17 protein-coding genes and 1 pseudogene are annotated in these 20,261 nt (G+C 32.9%); 9 read left to right on the top strand and 9 right to left on the bottom strand.

The window, feature by feature from the left end; all coding sequences use genetic code 11:
* Positions 1 to 37: 37 nt before the first annotated feature.
* Positions 38 to 292, bottom strand: coding sequence for a SunI/YnzG family protein (locus tag MHH42_RS17395; RefSeq protein ID WP_002093492.1), 255 nt, complete (start codon positions 290 to 292; stop codon positions 38 to 40).
* A 257-nt stretch (positions 293 to 549) separates the two neighbouring features.
* Here MHH42_RS17395 and MHH42_RS17390 point away from each other — a divergent pair, with 257 nt between their 5' ends.
* The gene (locus MHH42_RS17390; RefSeq protein ID WP_001220647.1) at positions 550 to 1,293 is read left to right on the top strand and encodes a M15 family metallopeptidase; all 744 of its coding nucleotides are present in this window, start codon (positions 550 to 552) and stop codon (positions 1,291 to 1,293) included.
* Positions 1,294 to 1,596: 303 nt separating this feature from the next.
* Here the strand turns inward: MHH42_RS17390 and MHH42_RS17385 are convergent, their stop codons facing one another.
* A complete protein-coding gene (locus MHH42_RS17385) occupies positions 1,597 to 1,941 on the bottom strand; it encodes an ATP-binding cassette domain-containing protein (protein ID WP_016108872.1) in 345 nt (114 codons plus the stop codon).
* Positions 1,942 to 2,962: 1,021 nt separating this feature from the next.
* On the opposite strand from MHH42_RS17385, the gene MHH42_RS17380 reads away from it, so the two are divergent.
* Positions 2,963 to 5,692: a sensor domain-containing protein gene (locus MHH42_RS17380; RefSeq protein WP_340893672.1), complete on the top strand. Its 2,730-nt coding sequence runs from the start codon at positions 2,963 to 2,965 to the stop codon at positions 5,690 to 5,692.
* A 152-nt stretch (positions 5,693 to 5,844) separates the two neighbouring features.
* Here MHH42_RS17380 and MHH42_RS17375 read toward each other — a convergent pair whose 3' ends face one another.
* Positions 5,845 to 6,489, bottom strand: a complete 645-nt coding sequence (locus MHH42_RS17375) for a TetR/AcrR family transcriptional regulator (RefSeq protein WP_000255295.1) — start codon at positions 6,487 to 6,489, stop codon at positions 5,845 to 5,847.
* A 731-nt stretch (positions 6,490 to 7,220) separates the two neighbouring features.
* On the opposite strand from MHH42_RS17375, the gene MHH42_RS17370 reads away from it, so the two are divergent.
* Positions 7,221 to 8,258, top strand: a complete 1,038-nt coding sequence (locus MHH42_RS17370; protein ID WP_000769448.1) for a glycosyl hydrolase family 18 protein — start codon at positions 7,221 to 7,223, stop codon at positions 8,256 to 8,258.
* A 372-nt stretch (positions 8,259 to 8,630) separates the two neighbouring features.
* Here the strand turns inward: MHH42_RS17370 and MHH42_RS17365 are convergent, their stop codons facing one another.
* Complete coding sequence (locus tag MHH42_RS17365) at positions 8,631 to 9,134, bottom strand: GNAT family N-acetyltransferase (RefSeq protein ID WP_000636222.1); 504 nt, start codon at positions 9,132 to 9,134, stop codon at positions 8,631 to 8,633.
* A gap of 255 nt (positions 9,135 to 9,389) precedes the next feature.
* Between MHH42_RS17365 and MHH42_RS17360 the strand changes: the two genes are divergently transcribed.
* From MHH42_RS17360 to MHH42_RS17340, 5 genes are all read left to right on the top strand, one after another.
* On the top strand, positions 9,390 to 9,788 hold the full coding sequence (locus MHH42_RS17360) for a DUF2871 family protein (protein WP_000737892.1): 399 nt from the start codon (positions 9,390 to 9,392) through the stop codon (positions 9,786 to 9,788).
* 129 nt (positions 9,789 to 9,917) lie between these two features.
* Complete coding sequence (locus MHH42_RS17355; protein ID WP_340893670.1) at positions 9,918 to 11,309, top strand: FAD-binding oxidoreductase; 1,392 nt, start codon at positions 9,918 to 9,920, stop codon at positions 11,307 to 11,309.
* A 6-nt stretch (positions 11,310 to 11,315) separates the two neighbouring features.
* Positions 11,316 to 11,663 (top strand): DUF4260 domain-containing protein, encoded by a 348-nt coding sequence (locus tag MHH42_RS17350; protein WP_340893669.1) that lies wholly within the window; start codon positions 11,316 to 11,318, stop codon positions 11,661 to 11,663.
* A gap of 23 nt (positions 11,664 to 11,686) precedes the next feature.
* Positions 11,687 to 12,214, top strand: a complete 528-nt coding sequence (locus tag MHH42_RS17345; protein ID WP_340893668.1) for a GrpB family protein — start codon at positions 11,687 to 11,689, stop codon at positions 12,212 to 12,214.
* A gap of 141 nt (positions 12,215 to 12,355) precedes the next feature.
* Positions 12,356 to 12,955: an FMN-binding negative transcriptional regulator gene (locus MHH42_RS17340; RefSeq protein ID WP_340893667.1), complete on the top strand. Its 600-nt coding sequence runs from the start codon at positions 12,356 to 12,358 to the stop codon at positions 12,953 to 12,955.
* Positions 12,956 to 13,028: 73 nt separating this feature from the next.
* Here MHH42_RS17340 and MHH42_RS17335 read toward each other — a convergent pair whose 3' ends face one another.
* From MHH42_RS17335 to MHH42_RS17315, 5 genes are all read right to left on the bottom strand, one after another.
* Positions 13,029 to 13,217: a Phr family secreted Rap phosphatase inhibitor gene (locus MHH42_RS17335; RefSeq protein ID WP_000592018.1), complete on the bottom strand. Its 189-nt coding sequence runs from the start codon at positions 13,215 to 13,217 to the stop codon at positions 13,029 to 13,031.
* Entirely contained in the window at positions 13,214 to 14,308 is a 1,095-nt protein-coding gene (locus tag MHH42_RS17330) for a response regulator aspartate phosphatase (RefSeq protein WP_340893666.1), read from the bottom strand. The genes MHH42_RS17335 and MHH42_RS17330 overlap by 4 nt, the downstream gene beginning before the upstream one ends.
* A 255-nt stretch (positions 14,309 to 14,563) precedes the next feature.
* On the bottom strand, positions 14,564 to 16,030 hold the full coding sequence (locus MHH42_RS17325; protein WP_340893664.1) for a protein adenylyltransferase SelO: 1,467 nt from the start codon (positions 16,028 to 16,030) through the stop codon (positions 14,564 to 14,566).
* A 178-nt stretch (positions 16,031 to 16,208) separates the two neighbouring features.
* Positions 16,209 to 17,207: an NADP-dependent oxidoreductase gene (locus MHH42_RS17320; RefSeq protein ID WP_098822092.1), complete on the bottom strand. Its 999-nt coding sequence runs from the start codon at positions 17,205 to 17,207 to the stop codon at positions 16,209 to 16,211.
* A gap of 31 nt (positions 17,208 to 17,238) precedes the next feature.
* The gene (locus tag MHH42_RS17315; protein WP_000571879.1) at positions 17,239 to 17,583 is read right to left on the bottom strand and encodes an ArsR/SmtB family transcription factor; all 345 of its coding nucleotides are present in this window, start codon (positions 17,581 to 17,583) and stop codon (positions 17,239 to 17,241) included.
* A 510-nt stretch (positions 17,584 to 18,093) separates the two neighbouring features.
* Here MHH42_RS17315 and MHH42_RS17310 point away from each other — a divergent pair.
* Positions 18,094 to 19,707, top strand: a pseudogene (locus MHH42_RS17310) (FAD-dependent oxidoreductase).
* Positions 19,708 to 20,261 lie beyond the last annotated feature (554 nt).

Raw genomic sequence — 20,261 nt, 5'->3', positions numbered from 1 at the left:
ACTCGGATTTTGTTTGAGTCAGTTTGGACATTCGATTTTAAGCGTGAATAGCATTTAAAATCGAAAATTTATTCGTAGTAAATAATACATAATTTTGTTTTACCGTTTTAATTAAAATACGATCCGTTGTACCATATGCTGTTCCAATACGAATCACATTTGATTCTTCAACGCCAGCATAGGTAGAATCTTCGGTAACCTCAATCACATCACCTAATGGAATCGTAACCTTCGCCAACTGCCATGAAATAATTAACTCTTCCTTTGTTTTTTTTACATGAATACCTAGCATCATACCAAGACCTTTCTATAATAGAATGCTACACTTTTCATCTTATTATACAAATTTTCAGATTGTTTTTCTATATGTAGGAATAGAATGGATTTTATATATTGGAATCTTAAGAGTGGCAAAGAAATAGGAAGATATACTGTCATTTTAGTAAGGAATACTGTATGAAGAAAAGTTCACGTCAAATTAATATGGATTTGATATGGTTCAAGTATGATGAACGAGAAACAGTAAGCGTGTTAGGAAGGAAATGAATAATGAGAATTAAATTAGTAGGGATTTTCACTTGTATGATTGTGATACTAGGTGTCTTTATCGTTTACACCAATCAATCTATTGGTAAAGAACCAGAAAAGACAAATTATGAAACTCGTGAAAACTCCATAAATAATGAGAATAATAGTAAGCAAAATGGGACTTCAAATAAGATAGCAAGTTCTTTTGCTAGTATACAGGCTGTAGTAAATAAGGAATATGGATTGCCCGAAGACTATAAGCCAAAGGATTTAGTAGTACCGAATGTACCATTCTCATTTAGTGGAACGGTAGAAAAGAGTTATCTGCGTAAAGAAGCAGCTGAAGCGCTAGAAAAGTTATTCCTTCTAGCTAAGCAAGAGGGGATCCAGTTGAATGCTGTTTCAGGGTTTCGTTCCTATGAATATCAAAAAACTCTGTATGCCAACAATGTTAAAAAGAAAGGACAAGAGCATACGGATCGTTTCTCGGCAAAGCCTGGACATAGTGAACATCAAACAGGATTAACGATGGACGTTTCATCTAAAAGTGCAAATAATGAACTAGAGCTAGCGTTTGCGAACACGAAGGAAGGCAAATGGTTGAAAGAAAATGCGCATCGTGCAGGATTTATCATTCGTTATTCTAAGGGGAAGGAAAGTATTACAGGTTATGCATATGAACCTTGGCATATTCGCTATGTAGGACATATTGCTGAAAATATATATAAGAAAAACCTGACTTTAGAAGAATATATGAATCTGTGAAAATAGAATTGAAAAGTTAAACTGTATTTAATGTTTAAGAATCCTACTTTTCTTATTAAAAGGCCTAGTTTCTCAATGTATTATAGAGAAACTAGGCCTTTTTCATCATTTTATCAAAGTATTTTTCAGTTAATGATTCGATGTACTGATTATATTTTCAAGTGTTCGCTTTGAGCTACATAGATATAGTTTTTGTTGCAACTGTTTGTTGAAATACCTTATCATGCTCAACAATAACCATTGTGGGATTAAATTGTTGAATAAGCTCTTCAATCTGCATACGCGAATAGATATCTATAAAATTTAGTGGTTCGTCCCATATATATAAATGAGCTTTTTATAGAATATTTCACGTAGAAATTCCCAATCTTCTGCTTGGGGACAAATTTCTTCAAGGATTTCATGAGTAAGTTTGTTCTTATCTGCAACAGGATAGGGGAAGTAATTGAATTCTACCGAAGCAAGGATTTTCCCACTATACTCATAATTCCCTAACAATAAATTAAAGAATGTCGTTTTACCTCGTCCGTTTCTACCGATAAATCTCAGTTTCCAATCCGTATCTATTTGGAAGTTTACACCTTCAAAAATAGTATCAAAGCTACGTGGGTATGAAAAAGTTAAGTCTTGGACTTTTATCATTGACATAATAATTCCTCCTTTATATATCGAAACGTTTCATATAAAGGAGGAACATCCATCCGTTTTTTAATTCCTCTATATAAGTTTGATGGATATTAACGACTTATATAGAGCATTACATGTGTAATAATAGTGTCTGAAGTACTCATTTTTTTCGCTCCTTTATTTGTTAGGTGTATGTAACAATTAATAAGTTTCAACTAACATAAAACGGGAATAAAAAAATCCCCCAATTTGTAATCGGAAGGATTAGTCTTTCGTCTATAATTAATAAGTACTTATTAATTATTTGAATCATGACAAATAAAGTATGAACTGAATTTTAAAAATGGATAGACTAACCCTATATTTTGTAGTTTGAAGTTATAAAATTCAACTTAAAATATAAATTAGTTAATCATTATTCATCCATCATTCCTTTCATAATTCTATTTTTAGAGTAACATTCTTTTTTGAGATGCAATATCAGAATCAGCTTCACCTAATCCTAAATCATTTATAATTCTTTGAGTAAGGAAATAAAACATTACCTTCTTTTTATAAATATCGTATTATTGTTCAATATTTCATGCCTTTTGTCCATTAAAAGGGGAGAGATTTGAAATTGACATCAATCTTGGTTGTAACTATAATAGTTACAGTTAGTTTCGTAAATTAATTCGAATTTCCATGTTAATGATAGTATATTTTCATTTCTTTTAAGTGTGATAGTTAGCAACTAAATATAATCCAATAGAGGATTATATTCTATCTCATATTTAAAGAGTAGTTAAGTTGTACCATCCAAATTTACTATGCACAAACACTTGAAAAACTACATTTTTCAACTTATCCTTTTTGGAATCCTCGGTATTAAAAATTGTAAACATATACAAAAAATTAACAAGACTGTTGTATGTAGAAAGAAATCTTTTAAAAAGGTCATAATATGGATAATAGGTGGCACACATTTTAATTAGTAGGAGTTGTGCCACTATCAAGACATTTTTTAATAAAAGTATAGAAAAAACTCAAGAAGGTGAGTCCATTGCGTAAACATGCATATGTGCAATTTTATGTATTGATATTGGCTTTAATAGCTTATATAAGCTTTTGCTTTATATTTTTATTTGTTTTTCCGAATCATTATTTCGTATCAGATTTTAATATCCGACTATCATCTTTATTCATTGAAACTACTGTGTTTATCTCATTACTGTATTCTATATTAGCTAGAAAAATTAAGTTAGAAGTATTCTGGGTTTGCATTATTATTGCAATAGGGTGTTTCTTGATAGGGAATTTCATATCCGCTTTTCAAGTACTTAATGTGGAATTGCCAATACAAAATTTTAATATCTCTGATGTATTTTTGTTGTTTTTCTTATTCTTCTTTCTCTTTGCGTTCTTTTATAAAATCATGATGGAATGTAACAAGTGGGAGAAAGCGTATTTACTTTGTGATTTATGTATTGTTGTTACTGCTATTTTTACATTAGAGTGGTACCTATTTAATAAACCTTCTGCAAATATCTTATTTTTATCAATTGGAGATGTTTTTCTCTCATTTATTTTTCCGATTTTAGATTTATTGCTTCTATTACTTGGAGTTACCCTAATCTTTCGACCAGCTATTTTCAATACAAAAAGTAAATTGTTTATTTTTATCCTAGTATTAACCGGATTGGCTATTACGGACTACTTGTATTTTTATTTACAAGACGATTTATCAGATCGTTCAGTTATATTATTAAGGTGTTTGTATAGAGTTTTCCTATTATTTATCGCTATTGCTGCTACAATTCCAAAGAATGCATCTTCTAAAAGAAATTATTTTATTATTAATCCGACATTTGGAAAGAAAATTCTTGTCATTTTCCCTTATCTTGCAGTTACAGTTTTAATTGGCTTTACTTTGAAAGAGCAAACTTCTTCATCTACACTGATTATGGGAAATTGTATTGCTTTTGTATTTGTACTGATTCGTCATACAATCGTACGAATGCAAAACAAAGATTTAACTGAAACATTAAAAGTGTTTAATAATCAATTAGAACAAACAGTATCTCAAAGAACAATGGATTTAATAAACAAATCTAATGATTTGGTAAAAAATCAAGAGAGATTTAAGTCACTATATGAGTATCATCCGGATCCTATATTAACGATTGATTCAAATGGTACCGTATTAAATATAAACCAGGCTGGAAGTGTGTTATTAGGAAAAGACAGTGCTGTATTAATAGGGAAAGAGTGCTTCTCTATTTTTTTAGATGAGGATAAATCTGAATTGGAATCGGCTATAAAGAAAGGAAAACGATGTAGTTCATCTTCGTTACAGTTACGTGTGAAAAATAACAATGAGAAGGATATACTCTTTTGGTATGTCACTATAGTTCCTATTATGATAGAAGGACAAACCTTTGGGAGTTATGTAATGGTAAAAGACATAACGAGGATGAAACAACAGCAGGATGAGATAAATTATCTTGCATTCCATGATACGGTGACGGAGATTGGAAATCGTATATTCTTCCAGCAAGAATTAGAAAAATCTATTAAGCGTGCACAAAAAACACAGGATAAGCTTGGGCTCTTGTATATTGATTTGAATCGCTTTAAGACTATTAATGATACACTGGGTCATTCGATCGGTGACAGGGTTTTAAAAGAAGTTGCCAACCGTTTTAGGACATGTCTGTCACCGACTATTCCTCTAGCAAGAATAGGGGGAGATGAGTTTGCGATCATTATCCATAACCAAACAGAGCAACAGCTATTGGATTTGTGTGAAACTTTATTTCGTATAACTGAAGAACCATTTGTAGTAAATCAGCATAGTTTTTACTTATCTCTTAGTATAGGAATAGCAGTGTATCCGTTTGGAGGAATAAATACTACTACACTTTTACAACATGCTGATATTGCTATGTATAGTGCAAAGGAAAAAGGTAACAATGCTGTTTGTATGTATGACGAGACATTATCTCGAAAAATAACCCGTCGATTACGATTAGAACAGGATTTACCAAATGCAATTGAAAATAATGAGTTGTTTTTATTGTATCAACCACAGATTGATAGTAAGGCAGGTAAGGTTATTGGTTCAGAGGCTTTACTACGTTGGCAACATCCAGAGCTCGGGCTGATTTCTCCTTTTGAGTTTATACCTATCGCAGAAGAAACGTCGCAGATTATTTCAATTGGGAAATGGACATTACAGAAAGCGTGTCGACAGCTGAAAGAATGGCATTCTGCGGGCTATTCAAATCTAAAGATGGGGATAAATTTATCAGCTATAGAGTTTGAACAGAAAGACTTTGTCCAAATAATTATATCGACCATAGAAGAAATAGGAGTACCTGCTAGTTCTATTGATTTGGAATTAACAGAGCGAATAGCAATGGTAGATGAAAAAGAAACTTTATCGAAGTTAAAAGCATTAAAATCATATGGTGTACATTTATCAATTGACGATTTTGGTACAGGTTATTCTTCATTAGCGTATCTGCCACTGTATCCAATTGATACTTTGAAAATTCCGAGAGAATTTGTTAATAGGATCGAAACTTCTACTGATGGAGATGAAATTATACAAACCATTATTTCACTAGCGCATACTTTAAATATGAAAGTGATAGCAGAAGGGGTGGAAACGAAGGGACAGTTAACAGTGTTACAACAAAATGCATGCTATCTAATTCAGGGCTATTATTACAGTAAACCTGTAAATGAAGATGAGTTTCTCATGTTTTTAAACACGATGTGGAATGAATAAGTGAGAACTCCGTATATGTGAAGTAAAGTGAAAAGAAGTTCTATCTATATTGAGTAGAACTTCTTTTTTATACTTATTTATCAATAGATAATTAGTTAGACCTTCAACCTAAAATATAAATAGCTTTTCTAAATGTGAAGAAGCCTAGATAGTTATCTGTGAGAAACAGAAGTAATTAAAAAGTTAATTAAAGTTTGTAACAGTTCATCAGAGCAGTCAATACTTTCTTTTTCATACACATCACTTCTCGTAGCCATTCGATATAAGGTACCCAATAAGATATGGGTAATGGTTAAGGCAAGTAATCGAGGATCTATATCTTTACGGAATGAACCATCTTGTATTCCTTCTTCGATTAATTCTTGTAATGTGAATAAAGCTTGCCCTGTAATAGATGTATATTTTTCTTCTAACTCTGGTGTAGGATACGATTTAGAATACAATTGATCAAACAAGCCTATGAAGCGGAATTGGGAGGAGTTTGTTTGATATTGATGACTAATAAATTTAAACATAGATTCCATCTTTTCGAAAGCGTTAGTTCCGTTTTGTACTTCTTCTTTTTCAGCTTCTAGTAACTCTGTTAAGATTCGGATTTGAATATTAAATAAAATTTCATGAATGGATTTATAGTATTTGTAAAGGGTAACTCTACTAATTTTTGCTTTATTAACGATATCCACAATAGTGATATCCATTAATCCCTTTTCTAAGGCCAACTCCAATGCAACATCTAAAATTTGTATTCTTCTAGCATTACGCATCTGTTCTAATTCTTGTTTCCGTGTTGAGACCATTAATTTGCACTCCATATTGTAAATAGTTTTTATTTATTAATATTACTCACCATTTTAATATGAAATAAATTACAAATCAATATTAGTCATATGGTAATCAGGTTATATAAAAACATATAGTATCAGTTTATATTATTACCTTACTAAACAAATTGCTTATTTAGTAACGAGTTTGTGATTTTGGTTTTTGTGCGTATGTTCGTTTTAGTGTTCAAATTCTCAGCTGCGTCTGTATTTACTAATGTAAAAACTATACCTTCTTTTAAACTGAAAGTACTTGCTAAGTAATGTTTGTTATTTCCTGAATTTTTTCATTCAACAAGTTCCTTAGAGCTTTTGTATAGTGTACAAACTATCATTTTTAGAGAGGATAAAGGTATTAACATCGTGTAAATACCCTAGCGATTTGAATTATATATGTGTGTTAACACGTTGTAACTATCTTTTTGTGAAATTCTTAATTTTAAGCAAGATTATATATCTGGTCTAGAATTTTTAGTATTGTCTATTGCACACAATAAAAATGAGTGTTGACATTAAAAATACTTAGGGTTACTATTTGTTTGTGGTGTTTACACGGTGTAAACACTTGGAGTGATGAAGGGAGAGAATTTTTCAGTTGAGGTAATTTACTATAGAGTAATTTATATTGTATCTATATAATCTTTTTATAAAGATAATCAGATTTATATTCGTGAATATATATTACTCAAAAAAGGAGAGATAGAAAAATGAAGTTAAAACCGTACATAATCGCTTTCAGCCTATCTGCAATTCTAGCATACAATACTATGTTAGTTTCTGCCGATAGCACAGAACAACCTATTGTTCTCGGGTATACCTTATATGGTACATCCACTGATTCTCTAAAGGTAACACAACCAGCAATGAATCAAGTATCAACAGATAACTTTTTCTTTTATGCAGATGGTACTGTGCAAGGGGAAGCACCTAAAGAAGTATTGTCCTATTCGCAAAAAAATAAAATAAAAATTTATGCAGCTTTATCTAACTTTAATAATGATATTAATTACTTTGACGAGAATTTAGCTCATAACGTTCTTTCTAATTCAGGGAAAAGAACAAAATTAATAAATCAAATATATAATATAGTTGTTAAATATAAGTATGATGGCGTAAATATTGATTTAGAAAATATTAAGCCAGAAGATCGGGACTTACTTACTACTTTTGTAAAAGAGACATCAAAAAAATTCCATGGTTCAGGTCATTCTGTTATGGTATCGGTTCCTGCCAAGAATGAGGATGATCGTGAGAATACATGGACATGGCCATTTGATTATGCTCAATTAGGTGAAAATGTAGATTTTCTTCAAGTAATGACTTACGATGAACATGGTACATGGAGTCAACCAGGATCTACTATTAGTAAGCCATGGTTAGAAGAAAATCTAAATTACACTACTAGAGTGGTAGATAATAAAAAAATTATTATGGGTATCCCTGCATACGGAAATGATTGGGATTTGAGTGATAAAAGTAATAGCAAAATGCTTGCTTGGAAGGACACAAATGAACTTATTCAAAAAACAAATGCAAAACCGCGTCGTGATGGAGCGTCTGGTTCGATGGTGTTTACGTATACGGATAAAAATAATCATAAGCATGAAGTTTGGTATGAGGATGAAACAAGTATTAAACAAAAAACTCACTATACAATCACAAAGAATCTTGCAGGGGTTTCCGTTTATGCAATAGGACAGGAGAATAAACAATTCTGGACAGCAGTATCTAGTGGCTTAAAATAATTCCTGGACATAATAATAAATCATATTTATTTTATATAAATTATAGGTTATACTAAAGTTAGGTGCAAAAATGCACTGTTTGAAAAAGAGTGAAAAACAAAAAGGAATCCGTAAAGGGTTCCTTTTTGTTTTTTTCAATGAAGTAATATTCTAATTATCCCTGTCTTTTTTATATGCAAATGAACTCACTCATTATAAATTTAAAATGAATTTTGGGGAGATTTAGGAATTCTTGCAATAAAATATAGGACACCATTTTGGTTGTCTGCTCGTGGAACAAATGCCAGAAATACTTTTTAAGTAATTGGCTGTTCTTTTCCTTGCCAAAACCTTCAGTTATAGGAAGAGGTTCAATGAATTGCGTCTTAAGTATTATACGTTATACCCGAATAATTTTAAATCTTCTCCTGAGTCTGAAATTATCTTTTCGAACTGCAATCCTACTTTTTCTAAAAGCTTTCCTGAGGCGGTGTTATCTATTGAAGTAATTGCTACAATTCGTTTCAGTCCAAATTTTTGTACACCGTATTCGATTACCGCAGAAGCAGACTCGTGGCCATATCCTTTTGAACGGAATTTTTCTAAAAAGGCAAAGCCGATATCAACATCTTCTAATGAATCTCTTTTAATAAGACCGCACATGCCAAGTGGCGTGAGGTCTTCTTTTCTTTCTACTAAGTAAAGGCCAAATCCGAGTTTGTTATACATATCGACTGGTCCGTTTACGATATAATTTTTTGCGTCTTCTAAGTTTCTAACCCCTTTATCGCCAATAAACTGAATCCATGCAGGATCGTTTACTAATTCAAGAATAAACGGAGCATCTTTTATATCGAGCCAACGAAGAGTGAGTCGTTCAGTTTCAAGAACTATCAATCTATTGCACCACCTTTAAATGTTATAACAATTAGTATGGATTGCGTAATACAAAAGTGCAACATATTTTAATTACGCTCTACTTGTTCACATAAAGTTCGTTTGTTTTGTATAAAAGGATATTTTATAATTAGATTTGATTGTAAAGAGTGAGATGCTTATACAATAACTCCTAGGTGACTAGGAGTTTTTACTATATAACTATCATTATTACTAAATATGACACACTACACATTCTACTCAAGGAGGTATATAATGAAAAAATTATATAATGCATCGTTTACGTATTTAATTATCGGTTTATTGTCAGGAATATTTGCTAGGGAGTATGGGAAGTATAAAGGGATTTTAGGCTCTACTTTATTAAATCTTTTACATACACATACACTTGTACTTGGTTTTTTCTTCTTTTTAATTGCTTTAGGATTAGCAAAAGTATTCGCGTTTCATGAAGTGAAAGGATTTAATAAATGGTTTGTTTTACATAACATTGCATTAACTTTAATGTTAGGTTCGCTGGCAGCGAGAGGGCTTCTTCAATTAAATGGAGCGGATTTTAAAGGGTTAACGTATATTGTAGGTTTCTCTCATTCATTGATGGCAGTTACTTTAATTTGGTTTATGTTGTTAATAAAGAAGTCATATAAAATGTAGTTTAAAAAGAACTTGTAGCGAGTGCTGCAAGTTCTTTTTTGTATGCTTAAAGTTAAAAAATCTCATTTTTCTAATTATTTTGTATAAAAATGGTATACTTATTTTAAAATTAAAAAAGGAGAGTTAGTTATGGAAATAACAATTGAGCATTTAGTAAATGAATTAAAGGATATACTTCCTGAAGAGCGAGTAGTAATAAATGAGACAGTAAGAGAGTTACATAGTAAAGATGAATCTTACCATACTAGTAGTTTACCTGATGTAGTTGTTTTTCCAAAAACGACCGAAGAGGTTAGCGGGATAATGAAAGTAGCGAGTGAGCATAAAAGATCTGTCGTTCCATTTGGGGTAGGCTCTAGTTTAGAAGGACATGTAATTCCGTATGAAAAGGGAATCACAATGGATTTTTCTCTTATGAATAAAATACTTGAAATAAGGGAGAAAGATTTTCTTGTGAGAGTACAGCCAGGAGTGACCCGCTCTCAGCTCAATAAAGAACTGAAGAAATACGGTTTGTTTTTTAGTGTAGACCCAGGAGCCGATGCAACGTTAGGTGGAATGGCTGCTACAAATGCAAGCGGAACGACAGCGGTTAAGTATGGCGTAATGCGTGATCAAGTTCGTGATTTAGAAGTGGTTCTAGCTGATGGAGGCATAATACATACGGGGAATTTAGCAGCGAAGTCATCATCAGGTTATCATTTAAATGGTATTTTCGTAGGTTCAGAAGGGACGCTTGGATGTTTTACGGAATTAACTTTAAAAGTATATGGTATACCAGAGCATGTTATGGCTGCCAGGGCATCGTTTCCAACTATAAATGATGCAGTAGAAGCTGTAATTAACATATTACAAGCAGGTATTCCAATCGCGAGAATTGAACTCGTTGATGAATTATCTATGAAACAAGTAAATCATTACAATGAAACAAGTTACAGAGAAGAACCGACGCTGTTTTTAGAGTTTCACGGCAATGAAGCAGGGTTAAAGCAAGATATTGAATTTACGAAAGAAATCGTTCTTGATCATAAATGTATAGAAATTGCGTTTGAGACGGAAACAGCAGCGAGAAATAAACTGTGGGATGCAAGACATAACTTAGCGTACTCTTACGTGCATAGTTATCCTGGTAAAAAGCTAATGAGTACAGACGTATGTGTGCCAATTTCGGAATTAGCTGGCGCAATTCAACATGCGAAAGAGGTATTAGATAAAGTAGGCCTTATTGGCGGTATTCTCGGTCATGTTGGGGATGGGAATTTCCATGTACTCTTAATGATTGATACAAAGGATAAAGAAGAAGTGAAGAAGGCAGACGAAATAAACGAAAGTATCGTTCTATATGCTCTTAAACGAGGTGGAACGTGCACGGGAGAACATGGCGTTGGAGTCGGAAAACGAAAGTATCAAGAAGAAGAACATGGGGCGGCATTATTCGTAATGGAGAAAATAAAGAAAGCTCTTGATCCGCAAAATATTTTGAATCCGAATAAGGTGTTTCAGTTAAAGGATAAGGGATGATGCAATTTGGAGAAACGAATTATACATCTTGAAGGATTTGTCGTTTTATTAGCTGCGATATATATATACGCAGTATGTGGATTTAGTTGGTTAATATTTATCGCATTACTTTTTACGCCGGATTTAGCGATGGTAGCATACACGATAAACAATCGTATAGGTGCAAGAATTTATAATTTATTTCACACGTATATCATATCGATATTACTTATTTTAATTGGTGTTTTTTTTAAGCTAGATCCAATTTTAATGGTTGGTTTAATATGGACAGCACATATTGGAATGGATCGAATGTTTGGTTATGGATTGAAATATGAGACGGATTTTAAGGATACTCATATTCAAAGGCTATAATTGTTTTTGAGGGGAAGGATACATTGAAACAGAGAATTACTATCGAAGAATATAACATGAAATGGGAAAGTGAATTTTACAAATTACACACTCTAATTAACAATGTAATGGAAGGTAGCATTTTATCCATTGAACATGTTGGGAGTACATCTGTTAAAGGGCTTGCATCAAAACCAATATTAGATATTAATGTTGTAATAGAAGAGTACGAAATTTTTCATGAGGTAGTAAAAAAACTGGAGAAGATAGGGTACTATCATCAGTTAGAATGGAGCTTTAAAGGAAGAGAAGCGTTTGGAAGAAAGGATGCGTTCGTTCCATGGAACGAGGGAAATACAGTTTGGATGGAACATCATTTATATGTGTGTGATAAAAATAGTGAAGAGTTGAGAAGGCATATAGCGTTTCGAGATTACCTGCGTGAACATACTGAAGTAGCTAATGAGTATGGAAACTTGAAGGAAGAGTTAGCAAGAGAGTCGAAAAATCGATCGAGCTATGGCGAAGGTAAAACAGCATTTATTACAAATATATTTGGAAAAATAAACTAAGGTCGCATTAAGTACATGCGACCTATTCTTATTAAATTGAATGCTGCCACTATAAAATAATGACAAACTGGCCCTGTTGATTGATGCGATTACTAAATATAATAGGAAAGAAAATAGAAAAGAGCGGAAAAGAGGGAGCTAATGTACATACCAAAATATTTTGCAATACAAGATGAAGAGATGAAGTACGAAACAATTGAACAAAATAGCTTTGCGACATTATTTTCTCAACATAACGGGGAACCATATGCAACGCATTTACCGTTGTTGCTAAATAGGGAAACGCTCACGTTATATGGTCACTTCGCACGTCCGAATGCACAGTGGAAAGATAGTGAGAATCAGCAAGTATTAGCTATATTTCAAGGGCCGCATAGTTACATCTCTCCGTCATGGTATGAAACAAACAAAGCTGTACCAACATGGAACTATGTTGCAGTACATGTATATGGAGAGTTAGAAGTTGTTGAAGATAAACAGGAATTATTAAATTCTCTTCAAGACTTAGTACATAAATATGAAGATCCACAGAGCACCTACTCACTTGATGATGTAGACCCGGATTATATGGCAGGGTTAAGTAAGGGGATAGTTGGGTTTAAAATAAAGATAAATAAAATAGAAGGAAAAGCGAAGTTAAGTCAAAATCATTCTATAGAGAGACGGAATTTAGTTGTGGAGGAACTTGAGAAAGTTGGTAGTGAGGGGAGTAAGAGGATTGCGGAGTTGATGAGAAAATAAAACCTGCATGAAAGGGAAATATTCTAAATAAGCGTATTTAAAAAGACCTTCTTAATTGAAGGTCTTTCATTTTTTAAAGTGCTTTTTCAGTTGTTGTTGAGTTGTAGTCTGTACTTACGCCAACGGATTGAACAAGGTCAGGTCTTTGTGGTGCAGGAAGATCAGCATGACCCGCTTGGTATGTAAATGAACTATGAATACCAGTAGCCAAAATACCGAAAACAGATAGTCCTAAAAAAACAGAGCTAATTTTTTTTATCATTTCAATGCCCCTTTCTCAAACGTTTTTTCTTTTGCTTGTAACGCTTTATGAAAATATTCACTTGCCTTAATGTGGTTATTTTCACTATAAAATTTAACAGCTAATTTTTCTGAGTATTCTTGAGTGTAGTTATATAATAATTCTTTGTCGAAAAACGTAATTCCTTTAAGAATAATTGTTTCTAATTCTTCAGAACTAACATTATTATTTAGTTCGTTTAGAATTTTAAAATGATATATATATTCTTCATTATTTAATTCCGTACAAATTTTTAACCCTTTTTGGATTAATCCTTCAGCGATAATTGTTTCATCTAGTTTAGAGTGTTCTCTTGCTTGCAAGAAGAGAGCTTTGAAATGTGTAGGCTTCTTTTCAGTTACTTCTGATAGGTGACGGATTGCGAGTGTGGAGAGGTTTTGACTCGCATATAACCAACCAAAATTATTGCGCACACTTAAAATTAATTCTTTTTCATTAGATTTTTGTAAAAGGTGTATTGCTGAATTATATTGTTCTTCCGCTTGTTCATATTGTTTTAAATATACAAATGAGGCACCTAATGTATTTTTACATAATCCAACTTTAACTTCGTAGCCAGTTTGTTTATCGAAAATCTCTTTAGCTTTAGTTGCATATTCAATGGATTCAATTGGTTGGTAAAAGTGATAATGGAAAATCGCCATTCGATAATAAAATTCAGCATGCTCTAGATTATCAGTGTTATTTACTAATAATAACTTAGCCTGTTCATAATGTTCGCTAGCTATGTTATAGTCTGTGGTTAAAGTTGCATAAATGCCTTTAAAGAAGTGATAGTAGTAAGACAGTGGATGATTGGATGAGATTACGTAAGAATCTATTTTATCAAAGCTATCTTTTGAAATACTTAAACTATCTGTCAAAACTTTATGTCGAAACTCTAGTAAGGAATGATATAATGCTAAATTTTCATCTTCCTCGAAGTTTAGTTCCTTTTCCTCAATTTCATGCTTTAAGTTTGTCGCTTGGGATACATCTTGTTTTAGCATAGCCAAATACCAGTCATTAAATAATTTTGTAGTTTGTTCATTACCTTGTAGTTGAACGTTCATGAAATCCCCTCACTTTTTGAATATTCTTATAAAATATAGTATCAAAAATAAAAATATTTAGAAATGATGTTTTATATTTCTCAATATTTGTTTAACAAGCTTACGAGTAAGTCTATTGGAATAGTGTAGAATTTGTTTTGGATTAAAGAAATGGCATCGGGGGATGTGCATTTTAAAGTTTTAGTTGAGTGGGGGGATATAAAAAGGGTGCGTTCACACAATTGGTATGAACACACCTTGTTACATATTAAACAATCAAGTCCCACAAAAAGTACGATAAGGACGATTCGTAGGCACGGGTGGAACACAGTATTCTTCTTGCTCTGCAGAATAAGCATAAGGATTTGATAAAGCTTCAAGAAGTTTCTCCATTACGCTATAATCTCCATCTGTAACAGCTGCTTCTAATGCTTCTTCTACACGGTGGTTCCTTGGGATGATCGACGGGTTATTATTTTTCATCATCTCATAGGCGTTCTCTTTTGATTCTTCTTGTTTTTCTAATCGAGATTGCCATAGTCCGTACCATTCTTTAAATTCTGGACTTTCGAATAGAGGGGTATTTTCTAACGTATCGAGAGTTAAAGAACGGAAGGTATTTGTATAATCCGCTTTATATTTCTCCATCATTTTTAAAAGTTGCTCAATAAGTGATTGATCTTGTTCCTCGTTGCTAAATAGTCCTAATTTCTTTTTCATTCCAAGGAACCAATTGTTTTCATACTGTACACTAAATTTTGAAATTTCGTCTTGTGCAATCTTTAATGCTGCTTCTTCATCTTCATGTAGGATAGGTATTAAAGATTCAGCTAAACGAGCGAGATCCCAAGCAGCCATATATGGTTGGTTTCCATATCCATAACGGCCTTGTGTGTCAATAGAGCTAAATACGGTTCCTTGGTCGTAATTGTCCATAAATGCACAAGGACCGTAATCAATCGTTTCCCCACTAATCGTTATATTGTCAGTGTTCATTACACCATGGATAAATCCAACAAGTTGCCATTTAGCGATAAGACTTGCTTGTCTTTTAATGACTTCTTGTAGTAATGCAGTATATGGATTTTCATGAGATTCAATTTCTGGATAATGCCTTTTGATCGTATAGTCAGCTAGTGATTGAAGATCCTCGATAGAACCACGAGCGGCAGCATATTGAAATGTGCCAACACGTATATGGCTACTAGCAACCCTAGTTAAAATTGCTCCGGGTAACTTTGTTTCACGATATGTTGGTTCGCCAGTTGAGACAACTGCTAAACTGCGAGTAGTCGGAATATCAAGTGCATACATTGCTTCGCTAATAATATACTCACGTAGCATCGGACCGAGTGCAGCACGACCATCACCGCGGCGTGAATACGGAGTAGGGCCAGAACCTTTCAGTTGAATGTCAAAACGTTTACCGGAAGGAGTAATTTGTTCGCCAATTAAAAGGGCACGGCCGTCGCCTAACATATTAAAATGTCCGAATTGATGACCGGCATACGCTTGAGCTAATGGATGAGCTCCTTCAGGGAATGCATTACCAGCGAAAATAGCAATTTCAACTTCTTTTTTCAATTCTTCAGGATTAAAGCCGAGAGATATTGCTAGTGAATGATTTAGTTTAACTAGCTCCGGTGAACTTACGGGAGTAGGGGGGATTTCTGTATAGAATGATTGTGGTAAAGTCGTATAACTATTATCTAAATTCCAACCAGCTTCATTATTTTTAGTCATTTTATCTTCTCCTCTTTTGTAATTAGGATATGTATTTGTACGTATGTATTCTTTGTAAAGTTAACTAAAAGTATAATATAATATTTCCCCTTGCAATCTATTGTAAGGACTTCATTGCACAATGTCTATTTAACAGCAAATTTAAAACCTCCATTTTAAGAAAATGGAGGTTTTATTATTATTTCATTTTTACAATTATTTTTCCTTTTGCTCTTCCAGACTCTGAATATTCCATTGCTTTTTGAGCATCTTCAAAAGGGAAAACTCGATCGATTACAGGTTTGATTTGTCCAGCTTTAATATAGTTTGCAATAGTACGTAATTGATCCCCGCTTGGCTTCATAAATAAAAATGAATATTGAGCATTATGCTTTTTTTCAAGTGCGGTAAGTTTTTTGCTGGCTAATGAAAATAAGAGAGTTTTAAAGAATCCTGAACCAAATTCTTTACCGAAGCGAGCATTCGGCATGCCTGAAACGGAAACAATGTTTCCTCCGCTTTTTATAATATTGAATGATTTTTCAAGTGTTGCACCGCCTATTGTATCAAATACCGCATCATAATTTTTTAGTATATCTTCAAATTTCTCTGTTTTATAATTAATAATTTCATCTGCGCCAAGAGATGTTACTAAATTCGCACCAGCTTCACTAGCAGTCGTTGTAACAGTGGCACCCATTATTTTTGCTAACTGAATAGCAAAAGTACCAACACCACCGGATCCAGCGTGAATTAAAATCTTTTGTCCTTTTTGTAATTGCATGATGTCATGTAATGCTTGATATGATGTTAAGCCAACGAGTGGAATCGAAGCAGCTTCCTCAAAACTTAAATTATTAGGTTTTAAAGCTATATCATCTTCATGAATGGCTATATACTCCGCGAAAGTACCAATCTTATTTTTTCTTGGGCGTGCATATATTTCATCACCGACTTTAAAGTTAGTCACTTTTGCCCCAATCTTTACGATGACACCGGAAAAGTCATTACCAAGTATTAGGGGCATTTCATATTTCAGTAACATTTTTACTTTTCCGTCGCGTATTTTAAAATCAATTGGATTAATGCTAGCTGCATGAATTTCTGCGAGCACTTCATACTCATTTATTTCAGGAGTAGGTACCTCTGTCATACGCATTGGGACTTTTCCATATCTATCAATTATCATTGCTTTCATTTCTTATACCTCCAAATACCGTATCTTTATTTCAATAAAAGTTGTGCAACAGCTTTTCAATATCTAACACAAGATTTTTTAATAAACCTAATTTTGTACGTATATCAATATAATAAAAGTTTTTTGTGCCTTCTTTTCGCATTAAAATAATACCAGCTTCTCGTAAAATCTTAAGGTGATGTGATACTGCTGGGCGGGAAAGGTGTGTTTGCTTCGTAATTTCTCCTACACGTAATCCGGTTTGACATTCCGTTTCCATGAGAACTAACAAAATAGCTTGCCTTGTTTCATCGCCAATTGCCAATAATACTTTTTGAGAATCAATAAAATCTTTTTTTATAACATTTAATTGTTCTTGTTTATTCATTTCAATCACTTTGCCTCCAATAAATTAGTCGAAAGGTTTAAGATGATGAACCATTGCATCGATACGATAATGCTACATGATTGTTGTATGAGCTGCAATATTGGGAAAGAAAATCGAGACGAATGAATTTTTTATTGTTGAAAATTATAGAGGGATAGAAAAGGGATTGGAAGGATTACATAACTCAATAGATGAAGTTTTAAAAATGAAAAATGATTTAACAATAAAATAAGCGATCGCAACCTTATATAATCCATAAGGTTATGATCGCTTATAATTTTTGTATTATTTCTGATTTCTATAATAAAACATGGTTCAACGTAAAGTAAGTTCTTTTGTTTTACTCTTTCATACACACACAATTCAGGTGGATTATAGATGTATGAAAAGGTAAAAGGGATTTTGGGGCGTAATCTATCTATATAATAATTCAAAATGAAATATAAGTCTATATTTTAATGTTTTTTTTAATTATATTTATGATACTGAGCTCAGAACAATGATGTGGAGGATAAATATATGAAAGCAAATTATGTACCAGTTTTAATTGTTGGAGGGGGATTATCAGGATTAGCGTCTGCGTTATTTCTTGCAAAACATAATATTAGGTACTTACTTATCGAAAGACATCCGTCTACTGCAATTCATCCGAAAGCAGGCGGGCTTACTTTACGTACAATGGAGTTATTTCGAGAATTAGGTTTAGAAAATAGAATTAAATTGGCGGGGAAAGCACTAGAAAATTGCCGAGGAAGAATAGCGGTTCGTACAATAGCTGAGGCGAATAAGGAAGAATTGGAAAAAATGAGAGCCACTCAGTATGGAAACGATGAAAAGTTACTTCAAAAAATAGAAGAGATTAGCGCATCAAAACAAACTGCTTGTTATCAAATTATTTTAGAAGAAATGATGTTACAAGAAGCGAAGACATTAGGCGGAGAACTATCTTTTTATCATGAATTAATTTTATTTGAACAAAATGAGAACGGGGTAAAAGCAACGATTCGAGATCGTGAAACAGAAAAAGAGAGTGTCATACATTGTGATTATGTAATTGCAGCAGATGGGGCGAAAAGTAAAATACGTGAGCAGTTAGGGATTAAAACTGAGGGTCGTGGAACCATTGGTGGCTATTATATGAATATTTATTTTGAAGCTGATTTAAGTGAGTTTATACAAGGAGACGCATTCGGTTTTTCTATGGTACTTCATCCGGAGGTTCTTGGTGCACTCATCCCGGTTGATAACGTAAAAAAATGGATTTATCATGTAGCCTACGATCCATTAAAAGGAGAGGGGCCAGAGGATTTCAATATAGAACGTTGTAAACAAATTATTCAAACAGCAATTGGAAGTACAAATGTTGAATCAGAAATATTAAGTGTTCTACCGTGGGAAGCGAGTGAAAGTACAGCGATAAAATTTCAAGATAATCGCATTTTTTTAGTTGGTGATTCTGCACATATTATGCCGCCAACAGGAGGATTTGGTTCAAATACGTGAATACAAGATGCGCATAATTTAGCCTGGAAGTTAGCTGCTGTTATAAAAGGGAAAGCAAAACCGAAATTGTTAGAAACATACCATGATGAGAGATACCCTGTTGCAAAATTAACGACGGATTATGCGAGTAGTTTATTATTTCGTGCTGCGAATAGAGAGGAAGGCAGTTTGAATAATATGGATGGTTTAGCTGTAACTGTTGGGTATCAGTATTGTTCAGAGGCGATTATAGATGACTCCAACACTCCGCATAGAATGGATGTAGTAGAGTTGAACGGAAGACCTGGCACGCGAGCACCACATTTTTTTGGGGTGTATGAAGGGAAAGAAGCTTCTATACTAGACTTATTCGGTAACAATTTTGTATTACTTACAGGAATAGAAAATTGTTCTTGGGATGAAGCTGCACATGATGCTTCATCTAAATTAGGAATAAATATAAAAGTGTATCGAGTTGGTCTAAGTGGAGACTTTATTGCTCAAGAAGATGTTTTTAGCAAATTATATGGGATAGAGAATGGAGGTGCTGTATTGATTAGACCTGATGGCTTTATAGGGTGGCGTTCAAGGAAAGAGGTTATATCTCCAATAAACACAGTACTTGAAGAGGTTATGAACAATTTATTATGAAATTTTCAAATAAATAAGGAAGTGTGGTTGTATATAAATTATCCACTTTTTAACTAAGAATTGTAAAAAATGAAAGTTGTTATAAAAGATAATAATATTATGTAAATAAAATAGTTGATAAAAACAAAAAGACATTATAGCTAATCATTGTCCATAAAAGTCTGATCAGTGTGGACTAATACTCAATGGAGGATGCATAAAACTTGGTTGATTGAAGTTTTACTTTATTAAAAAATCATATTCACAAAATTTAATAGGTTTGGTATGATTAATTTCGACAAGTTAATAGAGGCCGGAGATATTTGAGAAAAGCCATAAATTTATTTAGGGATACAGGAGTGTCCTCTAAATAAATTATGGCTTTTTTTATTGAATGAACCGTACACAATAGGGAGTTACATGTGAAAAGGAGGCTATAGGAATGAAATAGTTTTCTTTATTAATAACATAGAGAAAATATATTTGTAAGATTGGAATTTTAATATAGGCTTATAAAAATAATGAAAGTATGTCTTCTATTTCGTGTAAATCTCATTAGCTTGTTGAAATTTGCA

Source organism: Bacillus sp. FSL L8-0099 (genome assembly GCF_038006385.1).
GTDB classification, from domain to species: domain Bacteria; phylum Bacillota; class Bacilli; order Bacillales; family Bacillaceae_G; genus Bacillus_A; species Bacillus_A toyonensis.
Note: the sequence above shows the minus strand (reverse complement) of the source record. Positions and strands in the feature narration are given on the sequence as shown.